General features: G+C 72.3%; 20 protein-coding genes. 7 read left to right on the top strand and 13 right to left on the bottom strand.

Features of this window, described 5'->3' with window-relative positions:
- Positions 1-6: 6 nt before the first annotated feature.
- Positions 7-684, top strand: a complete 678-nt coding sequence (locus SJY14_RS01315) for a ScbR family autoregulator-binding transcription factor (RefSeq protein WP_071255885.1) — start codon at positions 7-9, stop codon at positions 682-684.
- Positions 685-733: 49 nt separating this feature from the next.
- Here the strand turns inward: SJY14_RS01315 and SJY14_RS01310 are convergent, their stop codons facing one another.
- From SJY14_RS01310 to SJY14_RS01295, 4 genes are all read right to left on the bottom strand, one after another.
- Positions 734-1,621 carry a hypothetical protein gene (locus tag SJY14_RS01310; RefSeq protein WP_396599553.1) on the bottom strand — a complete coding sequence of 296 codons (888 nt, stop codon included), beginning with the start codon at positions 1,619-1,621 and terminating at the stop codon, positions 734-736.
- A 56-nt stretch (positions 1,622-1,677) separates the two neighbouring features.
- Positions 1,678-2,415: a response regulator gene (locus SJY14_RS01305; RefSeq protein ID WP_396599552.1), complete on the bottom strand. Its 738-nt coding sequence runs from the start codon at positions 2,413-2,415 to the stop codon at positions 1,678-1,680.
- Positions 2,412-3,671 carry a sensor histidine kinase gene (locus tag SJY14_RS01300; RefSeq protein ID WP_071255882.1) on the bottom strand — a complete coding sequence of 420 codons (1,260 nt, stop codon included), beginning with the start codon at positions 3,669-3,671 and terminating at the stop codon, positions 2,412-2,414. The genes SJY14_RS01305 and SJY14_RS01300 overlap by 4 nt, the downstream gene beginning before the upstream one ends.
- A 168-nt stretch (positions 3,672-3,839) precedes the next feature.
- Positions 3,840-4,460, bottom strand: a complete 621-nt coding sequence (locus SJY14_RS01295; RefSeq protein WP_055976080.1) for a superoxide dismutase — start codon at positions 4,458-4,460, stop codon at positions 3,840-3,842.
- 175 nt (positions 4,461-4,635) lie between these two features.
- Between SJY14_RS01295 and SJY14_RS01290 the strand changes: the two genes are divergently transcribed.
- Together SJY14_RS01290 and SJY14_RS01285 are read left to right on the top strand one after the other, a co-directional pair.
- Positions 4,636-5,214 (top strand): molybdopterin-dependent oxidoreductase, encoded by a 579-nt coding sequence (locus SJY14_RS01290; RefSeq protein ID WP_071255881.1) that lies wholly within the window; start codon positions 4,636-4,638, stop codon positions 5,212-5,214.
- A complete protein-coding gene (locus SJY14_RS01285; RefSeq protein WP_255364226.1) occupies positions 5,211-6,122 on the top strand; it encodes an FAD-binding oxidoreductase in 912 nt (303 codons plus the stop codon). Before SJY14_RS01290 ends, SJY14_RS01285 begins: the two co-directional genes overlap by 4 nt.
- A gap of 239 nt (positions 6,123-6,361) precedes the next feature.
- Here SJY14_RS01285 and SJY14_RS01280 read toward each other — a convergent pair whose 3' ends face one another.
- Together SJY14_RS01280 and SJY14_RS01275 are read right to left on the bottom strand one after the other, a co-directional pair.
- Positions 6,362-7,039, bottom strand: a complete 678-nt coding sequence (locus SJY14_RS01280; RefSeq protein WP_056044369.1) for an SDR family NAD(P)-dependent oxidoreductase — start codon at positions 7,037-7,039, stop codon at positions 6,362-6,364.
- On the bottom strand, positions 7,036-7,296 hold the full coding sequence (locus SJY14_RS01275; RefSeq protein ID WP_071255879.1) for a hypothetical protein: 261 nt from the start codon (positions 7,294-7,296) through the stop codon (positions 7,036-7,038). The genes SJY14_RS01280 and SJY14_RS01275 overlap by 4 nt, the downstream gene beginning before the upstream one ends.
- Positions 7,297-7,333: 37 nt before the next feature.
- On the opposite strand from SJY14_RS01275, the gene SJY14_RS01270 reads away from it, so the two are divergent.
- Both SJY14_RS01270 and SJY14_RS01265 read left to right on the top strand, forming a co-directional pair.
- Positions 7,334-7,795 carry a DUF3817 domain-containing protein gene (locus SJY14_RS01270; protein ID WP_255364225.1) on the top strand — a complete coding sequence of 154 codons (462 nt, stop codon included), beginning with the start codon at positions 7,334-7,336 and terminating at the stop codon, positions 7,793-7,795.
- Between the two features lie 103 nt (positions 7,796-7,898).
- Complete coding sequence (locus SJY14_RS01265) at positions 7,899-8,744, top strand: TspO/MBR family protein (RefSeq protein ID WP_071255876.1); 846 nt, start codon at positions 7,899-7,901, stop codon at positions 8,742-8,744.
- Positions 8,745-9,041: 297 nt separating this feature from the next.
- Here the strand turns inward: SJY14_RS01265 and SJY14_RS01260 are convergent, their stop codons facing one another.
- Positions 9,042-10,079, bottom strand: a complete 1,038-nt coding sequence (locus SJY14_RS01260; RefSeq protein WP_071255874.1) for an aldo/keto reductase — start codon at positions 10,077-10,079, stop codon at positions 9,042-9,044.
- A gap of 179 nt (positions 10,080-10,258) precedes the next feature.
- Here SJY14_RS01260 and SJY14_RS01255 point away from each other — a divergent pair, with 179 nt between their 5' ends.
- Complete coding sequence (locus SJY14_RS01255; protein ID WP_396599551.1) at positions 10,259-11,308, top strand: helix-turn-helix transcriptional regulator; 1,050 nt, start codon at positions 10,259-10,261, stop codon at positions 11,306-11,308.
- Positions 11,309-11,600: 292 nt separating this feature from the next.
- Here the strand turns inward: SJY14_RS01255 and dcd are convergent, their stop codons facing one another.
- Entirely contained in the window at positions 11,601-12,188 is a 588-nt protein-coding gene (gene dcd, locus SJY14_RS01250) for a dCTP deaminase (RefSeq protein ID WP_043593858.1), read from the bottom strand.
- 49 nt (positions 12,189-12,237) lie between these two features.
- On the opposite strand from dcd, the gene SJY14_RS01245 reads away from it, so the two are divergent.
- Complete coding sequence (locus tag SJY14_RS01245; protein WP_071255870.1) at positions 12,238-13,218, top strand: NAD(P)H-quinone oxidoreductase; 981 nt, start codon at positions 12,238-12,240, stop codon at positions 13,216-13,218.
- Positions 13,219-13,271: 53 nt separating this feature from the next.
- On the opposite strand, the gene SJY14_RS01240 is transcribed toward SJY14_RS01245, so the two are convergent.
- From SJY14_RS01240 to SJY14_RS01220, 5 genes are read right to left on the bottom strand one after another with little or no spacing between them, the layout of a single operon-like run.
- Positions 13,272-13,877 (bottom strand): hypothetical protein, encoded by a 606-nt coding sequence (locus SJY14_RS01240; RefSeq protein WP_071255869.1) that lies wholly within the window; start codon positions 13,875-13,877, stop codon positions 13,272-13,274.
- On the bottom strand, positions 13,874-14,464 hold the full coding sequence (locus SJY14_RS01235; protein ID WP_083396305.1) for a hypothetical protein: 591 nt from the start codon (positions 14,462-14,464) through the stop codon (positions 13,874-13,876). Before SJY14_RS01235 ends, SJY14_RS01240 begins: the two co-directional genes overlap by 4 nt.
- A complete protein-coding gene (locus SJY14_RS01230; protein WP_071255868.1) occupies positions 14,461-14,871 on the bottom strand; it encodes a hypothetical protein in 411 nt (136 codons plus the stop codon). The genes SJY14_RS01235 and SJY14_RS01230 overlap by 4 nt, the downstream gene beginning before the upstream one ends.
- Entirely contained in the window at positions 14,868-15,059 is a 192-nt protein-coding gene (locus SJY14_RS01225; protein WP_071255867.1) for a DUF2273 domain-containing protein, read from the bottom strand. Before SJY14_RS01225 ends, SJY14_RS01230 begins: the two co-directional genes overlap by 4 nt.
- Positions 15,056-15,538, bottom strand: coding sequence for an Asp23/Gls24 family envelope stress response protein (locus tag SJY14_RS01220; protein ID WP_071255866.1), 483 nt, complete (start codon positions 15,536-15,538; stop codon positions 15,056-15,058). The genes SJY14_RS01225 and SJY14_RS01220 overlap by 4 nt, the downstream gene beginning before the upstream one ends.
- Between the last annotated feature and the right edge of the window lie 193 nt (positions 15,539-15,731).

Here is a 15,731-nt window from a genome sequence, read left to right as displayed (position 1 = left end):
CACCCGATGCCCCAGCAGAAACGCGCCCAGGCGACCCGCGCCGCCATCATCCGAGGGGCCGCCGTCGTCTTCGACGAGCACGGCTACAGCGACGCCTCGCTCGACCTCGTCGCCGAGACCGCCAAGGTGACCAAGGGTGCGCTCTACTTCCACTTCCGCTCGAAGGCCGACCTCGCGAACGCGGTCATCGCCGAGCAGCACGCCCTCTCGCGGGCCTACGCCGACCAGGTGTCCGAGACCGCGGGCAGCGGTGCCGAGGCGCTGATGCTCTCGTGCGCGTCGCTCGCGACGCAGCTGACCACCGAGGTGCTCGTGACGGCGGGCATCCGCCTGACCACCCAGTCGCCGAGCCGCGACCTCCGGGTCGAGCACCCGTACCTCGACTGGCAGGCCCAGATCTCGGGACTCGTCGAGCGGGCGGTCGCCGACGGGGACTTCCGTGACGACACCGACGTCGAGAGCGTCGCCCGGTTCGTCGTCGGGTCGTACGCCGGCGTGCACATCGTGTCGCAGGCCCTGACCGGCCGCTCCGACCTCTTCGACCGGCTGCGCGACATGTGGGCGTTCGTGCTGCCCACCGTCGTGGCCCCCGGGCACGAAGGCCTGACCAGCTCGTTGCCCCCGCTGATCAGGCCGTCGGATGTGCCCCCGTCCCCCGACGTGTCCTCTGTACACCCAGGTTAGATACTGCACGACCGGTTTTCCAGTCCCCTCAAGGAGGGGGCCCGCGCGGTCAGGAGGGCGGCCGAGGCGGCGTGAGTTCGGTCAGCACCTGCCGGATCGTGGCGTTGTCGGCCGCGAGGGCCGCGGTGTCGATCTGGGCCAAGAGCTCACCGTCGTCGTGCGGCACGGTGAGCTGGCGCTGCCACTCGGCCTCGTAGAGGGCGTCGCGGTAGCCGGAGGACTCGCGGCAGCGGGCGTCAGCCGTCGCGATCTCGATCTCGTCGGCGGTCGGCGACGTGCTCGAGTCGAGCGTCTCGAACCGGTCGGCCATCTCGCGGGTCGGCATGCCCGACGGGTCGGAGGCCACGTCGCCGACCCGGGCGTCCTGCATGCACCCGCGCCAGTCGTCCCAGGTCGCGGTCACCGTGGGGTCGTCGCGAGCCCCCTCGAACGCCGCGTTGTTGAGGCGTACGAGTGACTGGGTCCGGTTGTAGTAGTCGTCCAACGACGGCACGGTCTTGCGGGCCCGCTGCACGCAGGTGTCGAACCGGTCGGATCTGCCGGTGGTCCAGGGCTGCGCCGAGAACTCCGACCAGGCCGCGGCCCCCGCATCGATCACCGAGGCGGCGTGGTAGCCCCGGGTCTCGGCCGTCGCCAGGTCGAAGGCCCGCAGGCGGAGCGAACCGTTCGTCGACAGCTCGCCCGCCCGGTCGCTCGCCGCCACGTCCCGCCAGGGCACCACGTAGTCGTCGTAGCCCGCCCCCACCATGCACTGCTGGGCCACGAGGAGCAAGGCGTAGGCCGACGAGGTCTCGCCGACCGGCACGTACCGGTCGAGCGGCATCGTCCACGCGTCGACGTCCTTCGCCGGCAGGTCGGGCAACGCGTAGGCCGCGTTCGCGGGGATGCCGTAGGCGACGACGCCGGCGACCACCGCGACCACGGCGGCGAGCGTCACCCGTTTCGCTCGTCGTCGAGGAGGAACGCTGCCGGGTGGAACGCTCTTCTCGCCGGTCATCGCGTTCCCCCCTCGTCGTCGCGCGCCGGGCCCACTAGGTCGTTCTCGTAGGCGAAGACGACGATCTGCACGCGGTTGCGCATGCCGAGCTTCTGCAGCACCGCCCGGACGTGGCTCTTGACCGTCGCCTCGCTCAGCCACGCGCTCTCGGCGATCTCGGCGTTGCTCAGGCCCCTCGCCACGAGCAGGAAGATCTCGCGCTCGCGAGGTGAGAGCACCTCGAGCGGCTCGCTCCGCCGTTTCGGCGACGGCGTCGGTACGGCGAACGCGTGCACCACGTCGAGCGCGGCGGCCGCGGTCGGCACCGGCTCGCCGGCCGCCGCCGCGCGGATCGTCGTCAACACCTCGTCGGGCGTCGCGTCCTTCGTCAGGAACGCGTAGGCCCCGGCCTTCAAGGCGCTGAACACGGCCTCGTCGCGCTGGATCGTGGTCAGGGCCACGACGCGCGGGGTCGAGTCGGGGTCGGTGCTCGCCGCCGCGACGATGCGCGTGGTGGCCTCGAGGCCGTTCATCACGGGCATGCGCAGGTCCATCAGCACGACGTCGGGCCGCTCACGCTCGACCAGGGCCACGCCGGCGGCCCCGTCGACGGCCGTGCCCACGCAGATCAGGTCGGACTGCGCCTCGATCAGCATCTGCAGCCCCGAGGCGAACAACGGCTGGTCGTCGACGACGACCACCCTCACGAGGGCAGGAGGCGCGGTGCGCGTCGTCACGGTCGTCACGTCGGTCATGCGGGTTGCTCCGTCCAGGACTGCAGGAGTCCGATCGGTTCGGGTGTCGGCAGGAAGGCGGTGACGACGAAGACGCCGTCGTCGCCGAGCTCGGCCGTCAGCCAGCCACCGGCGAGCCGGGCCCGTTCGGTCATGCTGGCGATGCCGGTGCCCCGGCCCGTGCCGCGGCGGGCGGCGACCAGCGGGTCGTCGCCCGACGACGTCACGAGCAGGGCGAGACCGGGACCACGCCAGTCGAGCGCGACGTCGACGGTGCTCGACGAGCCCGAGTGCTTGAGGGCGTTGGTCAGGCACTCCTGCACGATGCGGAAGACTGCGAGCTCTTGCGAGGGCAACAGCTCGGCGGAGTCGCCGAGATGACGCAGGGTCACGGTCATGCCGACGTCGCGCATCGTCGTCGCCAGCCGGTCGAGGTCGACGATGGTCTCCCGGGGCGTCGCGTCGTCGGCGTCCTGCTGGATGCGCTCGACCAGGTGTCGCACGTCGACCAGCGAGGTGCGGCCGACGTCGGCGATCGTGCGCAGCGCCTGCTCGACGACCTCGGGACGGGTCGCCGACAGGGCGAGGGCGCCCTGCGCCTGCGACACGACCACCGCGAGCGAGTGGGCGAGGGCGTCGTGCACGTCCCGCGAGATGCGGGCTCGGTCGTGGGCGAGGCGCAGCTCGAAGTCCGTCTCGTGGAAGCGCGTCTCGGTCAGCTCGAGCACCTGCCCGATGCGGCGCACGCGCAGCACGCTCGACAGGAAGATGCCGACCGCCCAGGCCGCGGCCGCGGCACCGAAGAGCGAGGCAGCCAGGGTGATGACGTCGGTCTTCGTGCCCTGGCCGCCGCCCACCCACGACGACCAGACGTACGGCCGCGCGAGGGTGGGCACGGCCATGGCGATCGCGGCCAGCCCCGAGGCGAGGCCGGCGGCGGCCAGTGCGACCAACCGCACGGCGACCGACCGGGCGAAGGCCGCGAAGAACGCCACGAACGCGATGGCGAGGTACGTCGGCCACGTCGTCGCCCCTGGCGCCTCGACCCAGCCGGCCAGCTGCAGGGCCGGCACGACCGTCAGCACCCCGACGGAGGTCCAGGGCATCCAGACCGAGAGGCCGATGGCGATGCCGAACAGGCCGAACACGACGACGTTCTCGACGAGATCGCCCCGGCCGGCCTCGGCGATCGTCCAGAGCATCACGAAGACCGCGGCGGATACGGGGGCCGCGAGGCGCGGCACCCAGGTGCGCAGGTCGTCGGGGATGGTGTCCATGTCGACGACCGTAAGGCGTCGTCGTCGGGCCGCGCGCGCCTCCTGCGGGTTTTCATCCTTCAGGACGAACGCACCGGTGGTGGGGACGAGTCGTCGCGGGCCGAGGGGACGCGGCGACGGCGCGCCCCCGGGTGGGGACGCGCCGTCGGCGTGGTGCAGGTGGAGCGACTAGAGCGTGATCAGACCGTCGGTCTTGGTCGTCGCGGCGGCGAGGCGGGCCTCGACGTTGCTCCAGTTGACGATGTTCCAGAAGGCCTTGACGTAGTCGGCGCGCACGTTCTGGTAGTCGAGGTAGTAGGCGTGCTCCCAGACGTCGAGCATCAGCAGGGGGACGAGGCCGAACGGCACGTTGCCCTGCTGGTCGAAGAGCTGGAAGACGCTGAGGCGCTGGCCGAGCACGTCGTAGGCGAGCACGGACCAACCCGAGCCCTGGACGCCGAGCGCGGTGGCGGTGAAGTGGGCCTTGAACTTCTCGAGGTCGCCGAAGTCGCGGCCGATGGCCTCGAGCAGGTCGCCGGTGGGCTCGCTGGTCTCGGGGGTGAGGTTCGTCCAGAAGATCGAGTGGTTGACGTGGCCGCCGAGGTTGAAGGCGAGGTCCTTCTCGAGCTTGTTGACGTTCGCCAGGTCACCCGTCGAGCGGGCCTCGGCGAGGGCGGCGTTGGCCGTGTTCGCGCCGGTGACGTACGTGTTGTGGTGCTTCGAGTGGTGCAGCTCCATGATCTTCGCGCTGATGTGCGGCGCCAGAGCGGAGTAGTCGTAGGGCAGATCGGGCAGGGTGTACTCAGCCATGTGGGGTCCTTTCGAATTGACCTGCATCCACCGTACGACCTCCACCCATGCCGGGGTCAACGTTCTCCCAGCGCGGACGCAGCCTCGGGGCCCTGCGACGTCGGGGGTCGTGCGTAGGCTGACGGGCGCGGGACGCGCCCGCGAACGACCCCGCTCCACCCCGAGGAGGCGCACCATGGCAGGATTCACCGGCTTCGGCAGGCGGCGCGCGGCCGACCCGCGACTGCCCCCGGGGCAGTACCTCGAGAGCGGGTTCCCGGTCCTCTCGGCCGGCCCCACGCCGAACATCAAGCGGTGGGAGCTCCAGGTCGCGACCGAGACCGGGCAGCGCTCGCTGAGCTGGGCCGACTTCCAGGCACTTCCGCACGAGGCGATCGAGACCGACATCCACTGCGTCACGAGCTGGTCGAAGCTCGGCACGCACTGGCGGGGCGTCTCGCTCGACACGCTCTTCGACGGCCTCGAGACGACGCACGAGTTCGCGATGGCGACCAGCCACGGCGGGTACACGACCAACCTGCCGCTCGACGAGCTGCTGGGGGGCAAGGCCTGGGTGGTCGACACCTACGAGGGGCAGCCGTTGCACGCCGAGCACGGCGGGCCCGCGCGCCTCTTCGTGCCCGGGCTCTACTTCTGGAAGAGCGCGAAGTGGTTGCAGGGCATCCAGACCATGGCCACCGACCGCCGCGGCTTCTGGGAGAGCATGGGCTACCACCCGCACGGCGACCCGTGGAAGGAAGAACGGTACGCGTGAGCGAGCCCGTCGCCGGGGCCGGGGCCGGGGCCGGTGGGGCTGGCGGGACCGACCCCGTGGGTGACCCGTACGACTGGCTGCCCGCCACGATCATCTCGTCGGTCGCGCAGACGCCGCGAGCCCGCTCCCTGACCCTCGCGGTGCCCGGCCTCCGTCCCGCGCGAGCCGGCCAGCACGTCGACCTGCGCCTGACCGCCGACGACGGTTACACGGCCGTGCGGTCGTACTCGCTGAGCGACGTCCGGGCCTCCGACGGCGCGCGAGGCGCAGGAGGCGCGGGTCCGGTCCCGCAGATCGAGGTCACCGTCGAGCGCCTCGACGACGGCGAGGTCTCGCCCTACCTGGTCGACGCGGCCGAACCCGGCGACCCGATCGAGGTGCGCGGCCCGATCGGCGGGTGGTTCGTCTGGCCGCCGACCGAGTTCGAACCCGAGTCGGCCGTGCACGCGGTGCTGCCCGAGCCCGAGGGGGCCACCCCGCCGACGTCGGCCCCCGTGCAGTTGATCGGCGGGGGGTCGGGCGTCGCACCCCTGATGGCGATGGTGCGGGCACGAGGCCGGGACGCACCCCCGATGCGGCTGCTCGCCTCGGTGCGCGACCCGGGTTCACGGTGGTACGTGGCGGAGCTCGACGAGGCCGCACGCGCCTCCTCGGATCACGACGCGACCGGGCCTCGGGTGCCCCTCGTCGTCGACTGGGTCTTCAGTCGCACCGCTCCCGAGGGGCACGGCAGGCAGGCAGGCCGACTCACCCGCGACGAGCTCAAGCGTCTCGTGCTGCCCGCCTCCGAGCACCCGCTGGTCTACGTCTGCGGGGCCAACTCGTTCGTGGCGGTCGTCGCCGGGTGGCTGGTCGAGCTCGGGCACGCGCCGACCCGCGTCCGCACCGAGCGCTTCGGCGGCGTCTGAGCCTGCCCGCTACGGTTCCGGGCCCGGGCCCGGGCCCGGGCCCGGGCCCGCACCCGCGCTGTGCTGACCCGGGTCCGCGCCGTGCTGACCCGGGCCCGAGCCGTGCCGATCCGGTACGAACCGGATCAGCGAAGAACCCCGTTCCGAACGATGAACCCAGAAGAAAACGGGTGCATCGTTCGAAACGGGGTTCATGGCCGGCCGGCGGAGGGATCAGCCCTCCGCCCGCGCTCTCGACGTCAGGCGGGCGTGCCCTTCTCGGGCGCCGTGGTGCGGAAGTCGCCGCGAGTGACGTGCTGCTGCCAGAGCAGCTCGGCCAGCGCCTCCGGGCTCTTGTCGCTGCTCTCGGGCTCGATGCCGCCGGGGATGATCAGCTGACCGACGTGGATGCCCTCGCCGGCGAGCTCGTCGTGGAGCAGCTGCGCGTAGGCGGTCAACCCCGCGAAGGCGATGGACGTGCCGGTGACCTTCGCCCCGGGCGTGACGGCCGAGCCGCCGTTGACGAAGAGGATGGTGCCGCCACCGTCGGGCAGGAACCGCATGCCGGGCAGCACCTGGTGCACCGCCGCGACCGGCCCGTAGATCGAGAACTCGACCGGACCGACCAGGTCGGCGGGCATGGTCTCGAGCACCGGGCGCATGAAGTCCTTCTGCGGCAGCGGGCTGTACTGCATCACCTGGATCGGCCCGAGCTGCTCGGTGGCCTGCTCGAGCGCAGCCGCGATGCTCGCCGGGTCGCGCACGTCGGCGGTGAAGCCCTGCGCGGTGACGCCGTCGGCCTCGAGCTCGGCCGCGAGGGCGTCGAGCCGGCCCTGGTGCCGTGAGATGAGTGCGACGCTGAAGCCCTCCGCGCCGAATCGTCGGGCCACGGCAGCGCCGAGCCCCTTGCCTGCTCCGATGATCGCGAGTGTCGTCATGCACCCCATCCAACCGAGGAGGCGCGGGTCGGCACCCAGCCAGAGGGGTACGCACGTTGCGTGGTCGCCTCGCCCCGCGCCTCCTGCACGCTCGCACCCGTCCGCCCCCGGGGCCGTCGTGACGTCTCGCCGAGCCCGAGCCCGAGCCCGAGCCCGAGCCCGAGCCCGAGCCCGAGCCCGAGCGCGAGCAGGAGCCCGAGCCCGAGCCCGAGCCCGGGCAGGGGCAGGGGCGGTGCCCAGGCGGGGGCTGCGAGCATGGGTGGGTCCCCGTCGGCCCCTCACCAGGAGCAGCTCGTGTCGCCTCGCACCCTCTTCCGTTCGTTCGCCGTCGCCGAGGTGGTGACCTGGTCGCTGCTGATTGCGGGCATGGTCCTGAAGTACGGGGTGGGGGTGGGCGACTGGCCGGTCAGCGTGGCCGGGCCGATCCACGGCTTCGTGTTCCTCGCCTACCTCGTGGCAGGGGTCGTCGTCGCGGTGAACCAGCGCTGGTCGGGCGGCGTGACCCTGGCCGCCCTCGCCAGCGCCGTGGTGCCGTTCGCCTCCCTGCCCGTCGAGCGCTGGATCGACCGCCGCGGCCTCCTCGCCGGTGCCTGGCGCCGCACGGCGACCGACGACCCGCGCGACCGACGTCCGCTCGACCGCCTGTTGCGCTGGATGCTCGGGCACCTCGTCCTCGCCCTCGTGCTGCTGGTCGTCGCGGTGGTCGTCGTCTTCGTGGTGCTGCTGATCGCGGGGCCGCCCGTCCAGGTGGGCTGACCGCCCGCCGGCACCGCGCCTCCTCGGGTGTGCGGACCGCCTTCCCTGGCAATCCTCTTAGCAACTAAGAGATCGGCGGGCGGGCGCGACTAGCGTCCACGGCATGACCACCGACACGAGCACCCGAGCCCCTGCCGACCCCGCGACGTCGCGCGACGTCGTCCGCCAGATCGTCGTGGTCGTCACTGCCGTGCTCGCGATCGTGCTGGCCGCCTACGGTTCGGGCGCCTTCGGCGGCGTCTCGGTCTCCGACGCGGCGGGCGGCGCCCTCAGTGCGACCGCCACCACCGTCGCTCCCGCGACCACGGCCTTCAGCATCTGGAGCGTCATCTACCTCGGCCTCGTCGCCTACGCGATCTACCAGGCCCTCCCTGGTCAGCGCGCCGTCACCCGGCACCGCCGCCTGGGTTACTGGGTCGCGGCCTCGCTGCTGCTCAACGCGGCCTGGCTGTTCGCCGCCGTGCAGCTCGGCAGCGTGTGGCTCGGTGCCGCCGTGATCGTCGCGCTGCTGCTCGTGCTCGCACGCATCTTCGTCATCCTGTTCCACACCGCGTCGAGCGGATGGGTCGACGCGATCGTCACCGACGGCACGCTCGGCCTCTACCTCGGGTGGGTCAGCGTCGCGACCGTGGCCAACATCGCCGCCGGCCTGGTCGACGCGGGCTTCGACGGCTTCGGTTTCGCGGCCGGGTTCTGGTCGTCGGTGGTCCTCGGCGTGGCCGCTCTCGTCGGCGTCGTGCTGGCCTTCGCCGGCCGCGGCCGCATCGCTCCGGCCCTGTCGCTGTCGTGGGGACTCGCCTGGATCGCCGTCGGCCGCCTGACCGGCGAACCCGAGAACGTCGTCGCCGGTGTGGCCGCGATCGTCGCCGCCGTCGTCGTGCTGGTCGTCACGATCGCCGTGCGGGCAGCCCGCGGCCGCGTCGGCGCCACCGCGTCGCTGCAGCGCTGAGCCCCCGCCCGCTGAACCCCCGTCCACCGGGCCGCCTTGCTCGGGGAGGGCACGCCGCCACGAAGTAAACATCCCGCCACACGATTGCGTGGCGGGATGTTTACTTCGTGGCGGGATGCTCGGTCACGCGTGCCGCCGCACCACGCTGCACCCCACAGCACCGCGAGATGGTCACCGCGCCAGGAGAAAACCTGGCGCGGTGACCATCTCGAGGTGTCGTGCGGAGGCGCAGCGCGTGCGGAGGCGCGGTGCCCGCAGGAGGCGCGGTGCCCGCAGGAGGCGCGCCGCGCCTCCTGGTCAGCGGCCGCCGGTGATCTTCCGGTCGCGCTGGGCGACGCCTGCCGTGCCGTAGGGGTAGTCGTCGACCCGGGGTGCGCTCGCCGCGGTGAGGCGGGCGACCTCGTCGTCGGTCAGGACCGCGGCCAGCGCCGACGAACCCAGGTTGTCGTCGAGCTGCTCGACCGTGCGCGCACCGAGGATCACCGAGGTGACCGCGGGCTGACGCAGCAGCCAGGCCAGCGCGACCTGCGAGGCCGAGGCGTCGTGCGCCGAGGCGATGGAGGTGACCGCGTCGAGGACGGTCCAGGTGCGCTCGTCCGCGTTGCGCGCCTCCCAGGCCTCCATGCCCCGCTTCGGGTCCTCGCCGAGGCGGGTGGCACCGGTGGGTGCCTGGTCGCGGACGTACTTGCCGCTCAACCAGCCGCCGGCCAGCGGCGACCAGGGCAGCAGCCCGATGCCGGCGTCGAGCGAGGCCGGCACGACCTCGTGCTCGATGTCGCGCACGAGCAGGTTGTACTGCGGCTGCAGCGTGACGGGCGGTGCGAACCCGAGGGCCTCGGCTCGTCCGACGGCCTTCGTCACCTGCCAGCCGAGGTAGTTCGAGAAGCCGTAGTAGCCGATCTTGCCCGCGCTGATTGCGTCGTCGAGGAACCGCAGGGTCTCGTCGATCGGGGTGAGGTGGTCCCAGGCGTGCATCTGGTAGAGGTCGACGTGCTCGACGCCGAGCCGGGTCAGCGACGCGTCGAGGGACTTCGCGAGGTGACGACGCGAGAGGCCGACGTCGTTCGGGCCGTCGCCCATGGGGAAGCGTCCCTTGGTCGCGAGCACCACCTGATCGGCGTCGGTGGGGTGGCTCGCCAGCCAGCGGCCGATGATGGTCTCGCTGGTGCCGGCGCTGTAGACGTCGGCGGTGTCGACGAGCGTGCCGCCGCCCGCCACGAAGGCGTCGAGGATGTCGTGTGAGGTCGGTTCGTCGGCTTCGGCGCCGAAGGTCATGGTGCCGAGTGTCAGCTCCGACACCGAGGCACCGCTGTTCCCGAGGGTTCTGTAGTCCATGACCTGACGCTACGCCCGGCCCGAACACACCGACGGGGCCTTGACAAGCCCCCCCGTTCGTGGGGTGCCTCGCATGCAGCTGGTGGATAATCTCGGAATGGTCGTCCGACGCCGACGTCGGGCCCGACCGAACCGGGACCAACCACCCCGGGTCACCGTCCCACCCGAGGGGAACGACCGTGTCATCAGTCTCACCCGAGGCGGCGGCAGCCACCGCCGGATCAGCCTCGACCAACCTGCCCGATTCGTCGTCGGTGCCGCTCTCGGCGCACGTCGACCCGCGGGTCCGCAGCGTCACCACCACCGACCGGGACGTCGCGCACGCCCTGATCCGCAAGAACTACAAGATCACCCGGCTCGAGGGCAGCGGTCCCGAGCCGTTCGTCTACAGCCGGGCCGTCTCGGGCGAGACGCGGTTCGCGCTGTGCCGCTTCGAGTACCGGCGCGGTCGACTGCTGACCGAGAGCGAGCCCGCGGGGTTCCTCGTCGCCGGTGGGGTGATGGCGGGCCGCTTGTCGTTGCGGACGCGGGACCACGAGATCCGGGTCGATCCCGGTGCTCCGTTCGCGTTCCCCTCGCACGAGGCGAAGACCATGGACTCGCTCGACCTCGTGCTCGGTCAGGTGCTCCTCGACCGCGCCGCCGTCGAGCGTGAGCTGGGCGCCATGCGGCTGGCGGCCCCGGGGGGACTCCGCTCGACGGCCACCGAGGCGGTGTCCGCCGCCATGGCCCGTTACTGGTCCGACCTCGTGACCCACGTCCACGCGAACGTCATCCGCAACGACGCGGCCATGGCGAGCGCCCTCGTGCGGGGTTCGGCGTTCCGGTCGCTCGTCGCGGCCTACCTCGAGACGTTCGAGACGAACGTCGTCGGTGTGGGCGGGGACGACGGCCTCACCCCCCTGCCCTCGACGGTGCGGCGGGCGCGCGAGTTCATCGAGCAGCACGCGCACGACGACATCGGCGTCGTCGAGATGGCCGAGGCGGCTCGGGTGACGCCGCGGGCCCTGCAGCTGGCGTTCCGTCGCCACCTCGACTCGACGCCCATGGCCGAGCTGCGGCGGGCCCGACTGCGCGGGGCGCACGGCGACCTCGTCATGGCCGACCCCACCCTCGGCCACACGGTCGCGGGTGTGGCGCTCAGCTGGGGTTTCGCCCACGCGGGCCGCTTCGCGGCTCAGTACACGGCCGAGTTCGGACGGTCACCCCGGGACACCCTCGAGGGCTGATGGATGAGATTTTCACCTACGCTTCGCAAGCTGAGCATCCGTTTCGTTTTCCGGACAGGCCCGGGTTTGCCCGGCGCGCACAGGGTCGCAGAATGAAAAAGCCTCGCGGTGACAGGTTCAGGACCGCGAGTCACAGCGCACGAGATCGACGTCGGGTTTCTCTCGTGTCGCCGGGGTGCGGAGGGAGTCGGGTTCCTTCCGCACCCCCTTCTCGTTCCTGGGGGGCGTCGAGCGTCGAGGACGCGACCCGCGCCTTCTGGACTCCCGCGACCGCGGCACGAGCCTGCGGCGGTCAGTCGCGGGCGGAGACGTCCGTGTGCACGAAGCCCCGGAACGACCGGCTGGCGGTCGGGCCGCGCTGGCCCTGGTAGCGCGAGCCGTACTCGGACGAACCGTAGGGGTGCTCGGCCGGCGAGCTGAGCTTGAAGAAGCAGAGCTGGCCGATCTTCATGCCGGGCCAGAGCTTGATCGGCAGGGTCGCGACGTTCGACAGCTCGAGCGTGACGTGCCCGCCGAAGCCGGGGTCGATGAAGCCGGCGGTCGAGTGCGTCAGCAGACCGAGGCGCCCGAGCGAGCTCTTGCCCTCGAGGCGGGCCGCGACGTCGTCGGGCAGGGTGACGAACTCGTAGGTGCTGCCCAGCACGAACTCGCCCGGGTGCAGGATGAACGGCTCGTCGGCCTTCGCCTCGACCAGGCGGGTCAGCTCGGGCTGCTCGTCGGCCGGGTCGATGAACGGGTACTTGTGGTTGTCGAAGAGGCGGAAGAACCTGTCGAGCCGCACGTCGATGCTCGACGGCTGGATCAGCGTCGGGTCGTAGGGGTCGAGGCCGATTCGCCCGGCGTCGAGTTCGAGCTTGATGTCGCGGTCGGAGAGCAGCACGCGACAAGCCTAGTCAGCGCGTGCCGGGCCGCGGGGGGAGGATGGAAGCATGCGTGCCATCACCGTCCCCGTGCCCGGAGGGCCCTCCGCCCTCGTCGTCTCCGAGGTGGCCGAGCCGGTGCCCGGCCCGCGCGAGGTCGTGATCGACGTCGCCGCCGCGGGCGTCAACCGCGCCGACGTCAACCAGCGTGAGGGGCACTACCCGTCGCCCGCCGGGGCACCGTCCTGGCCCGGGCTCGAGGTCAGCGGCACCGTCGTCGCGACCGGCGAGCACGTCACCGCCGCGGCCGTCGGCGACTACGTCGTGGCCCTGCTGCCGGGCGGTGGCTACGCCGACCGCGTCCAGGTCGACGAGGGGCTCGTGCTGCCCCTGCCCCGAGGCGTCGACCTCGTCGAGGCGGCCGGCCTGCCCGAAGCCGTCGCCACCGTCTGGTCGAACGTGTTCATGAGCGCCGGGCTGAAGCCGGGTGAGACCCTGCTCGTGCACGGCGGCGCCAGCGGCGTCGGCTCGATCGCCATCCAGGTGGCCGTGGCGCTCGGCTCGACCGTCTACGCCACCGCCGGTTCCGCCGACAAGACGTCGTTCTGCGAACAGCTCGGCGCCACCCGCGGCATCGACTACAAGACCGAGGACTTCGTCGCGGTCGTCGACGAGCTCACCGAGGGCCGCGGCGTCGACGTCGTGCTCGACCTGGTCGGCGGCGACTACATCGCCCGCGACGTCGAGGCGCTCGCCGTGAACGGCCGCGTCATGGTGATCGCGGTGCAGGGCGGTGCGTCGGCCACGATCGACCTGTCGCGCCTGATGGCGAAGCGCGGACGGGTCTGGGCGACCACGCTGCGCGCCCGCCCGCTCGACGAACGTCGCGCCATCATGGCCGAGGTGCGCGAGCACGTCTGGCCGCTGGTCGAGGCCGGATCGGTGCGACCGGTGCTCGACAGCGTCTACCCGCTCGAGTTCGTCGCCACGGCCCACAAGCGCATGGAGTCCGGCGGGCACAGCGGCAAGATCCTGCTCGCCGTCCGCTGAGGCCGAGCCGAACCGAGGAGGTGCGGGTCGCAGAGCCGAGGAGGCGCGGGTCGTCAGGCCACGCGGCTGTCGGACCCCTTGCGCACCGCCGAGGCTCCGGTGATCTCGACGAGCACGGGCACGGTCTCGCCCAGCACGCGGTCGAGTCCGCGGGCGACGTCGGACGCCGCCGCGACCACGGGGGCCGGGGACGACCCCGCCGTCAGGCGCACGCGCACCTTGAGGGCCGGTCGGCCCGTGACCGTCCACGCCGAGACGCCGACCGAGGCCACGTCGCGTCGGTCGCGAAGTGCGTCGGTGATGGCGGTGTCGGCGAACGAGCTCGACACGGCGATCGAGCCGGCCGGGTCGTCGTGGACGACGACGCTGTCGGTGCGACCGTGCCCGTGGGCGAAGATCGCGACGACGAAGACGATCACCAGCAGCAGGCAGAGCAGGGCGAGGGCCAGCGGCAGCCAGCTGCCGCCCGTCCCGCCGGTCGGGTCGATCGGCGTCGTCGCCACCGCGTCGTCGACGGCCGACGACGCGGGCGACAGCAGGTCGCGCAGCGCACCGCCGCCGGGCAGGGCGACGACCACGAGGAACACGCCCACGGCCAGGGTGACGAGCCCGACGACGAACAGGAAGAGGCGGTTCGCGAACCGATTGCTGGAGGTCATGCGCCGAGCCGTCCCTGATCGGTGGTGCGGACCCGGGCCGACAGGGCCGGGCGGTAGGCGACGGACTCGAGCTCGGCACGGGCCGCGGCATCGACCGCGGCGTCGTCGACCGCGAGGCCCGAGGACGGCGTGAGGTCGATCTGCGCCCGTCGTCTCGAGACCCAGGCCGAGACCTGCTGCTCGGACAGGCGACCCGACGTGCGGGCGGTCCGGGCGAGCGACGAGGCGATGACGCGGTCGTCGACCACGACCGCCACGCGGGCGTCGTCGATGGTGTGGCGTCCGCGACGGCCGGCCGTTATGGCGAGGGCGACGAGGACGAGACCGACGAGCGCTGCGACGACACCCGCGCCGAGCACGAGGCCCGAGGTGCCGCCGCCGTCGACGGACGAGGTCAGCGTCGCGAGGACGTCGACCGGCGAGAAGAGCAGAGCCGGTCGCCCGAGTGCGGCGTAGACGGCCTCGACGCCGACGTACCCGACGACGAGCGTCAGCAGGACGAGCACGACGATGGTGCTGCCCGAGCGGGAGGAGTGCAGCTCACGCCGCAGGACGCGGCGGTACAGGCCGGGGTCGATCTCGCTCACGAGGTGTGCCCCGTCCGCTCGAGGCGGCTGCCGCTGACCGTCACGTCGACGCGGGACACGGTCCGCCCCGCGAGGTCGGAGACCCGGCGGGTCAGGGTGGACTGCAGGTCGCGCACGACGGCGACGACCCCGCCCTCGGGCATCGTCATGGCCTCGGAGAGCATCGGTACGCGCACCGGCGTCGAGACGCGCAGGGCGAGGTGCCCGGCATCGTCCGCCGCCTCGACGCGGACGTCGGCCCGACGGACGCGCAGGGTCTCGGCGACGACGGCCGTGGCCACCTTCTGCAGCACCTTGCCGGGGATGCTGACGTGCCCGGCGACGACGGTACCCGTGCCGCGGACGTCGGCGGAGTCCGCAGGCGTGCGCTCGACGGCGGGGGAGGAGGCGGTGGCGGCAGCGGTCATGACGACGAACGCCGTCCGCGCAGGGCGTCGAGCAGGCCCTTCACGTCGGTCTCACCCGAGACGACGCGTCCGACGAGCGCCCCGACCGCGATGAAGACCGCGACGAGGACGAGGCCCCAGAAGCCGAAGGCGAGGGCCGAGATAGCGAGCACGGCGCCGACGGCCATGCCCGTGGTGGTGGCGGTCACGAGACGCGGCTCTCGCGGGTGGAGTCGTCGTCGGCGTCGTCGTCACCGGGGATGTGGACGTCGTTGATCGCGACGTTCACCTCGGCGACCTCCATGCCCACGAGCTGCTCGATCGTCCGGGCCACGGCGGCGCGCACCTGCTCGGCGACCGTGTGCATGGGGGCCGGGTACTCGACGACGATCGTGACGTCGGCGGCGACCTGGGTCTCGCCCACCTCGACGCGCACGCCCTGACCGAGGTCGGTCGTGCCGATGACGTCGCGCAGGGCGCCGAACGCGCGAGCGGTGCCGCCGCCGAGGGCGAAGACGCCGGGCACCTCGCGGGCGGCGATGCCGGCGACCTTGGCGACGACGCCGTCGGCCACGACCGTCTTGCCCGGCGTGGTGGTCGTGCTCGGGACCGTGCTGCTCGGGACCGTGCCGCTCGGGACCGTGGTGCTCGGGACGGTGCTGCGGGGGGCCGTGTCGGCGGGTGCCATGGGTGACTCCTTCTCGTCGTTCGAGGTGTTCGATGCGGGCAATGTCGATGCCACCCTTCGGTCCTACCCGATGGGGGGTGCCGAGGGTGGACACCGACGCGCCGGAGAACCGGTACCGGTTCAGGTGGTTCCGGTGTATCCAGGAATGAGACGCGTTCCGGGGCCCGAACGTCACGGAATGCGTCGGTACTCA

Origin of the sequence: Frigoribacterium sp. R86507, assembly GCF_044597695.1 — a bacterium.
GTDB lineage: Bacteria > Actinomycetota > Actinomycetes > Actinomycetales > Microbacteriaceae > Frigoribacterium.
The sequence above is the reverse complement of the archived record's forward strand: the minus strand, read 5'-3'. Positions and strand labels throughout refer to the sequence as shown.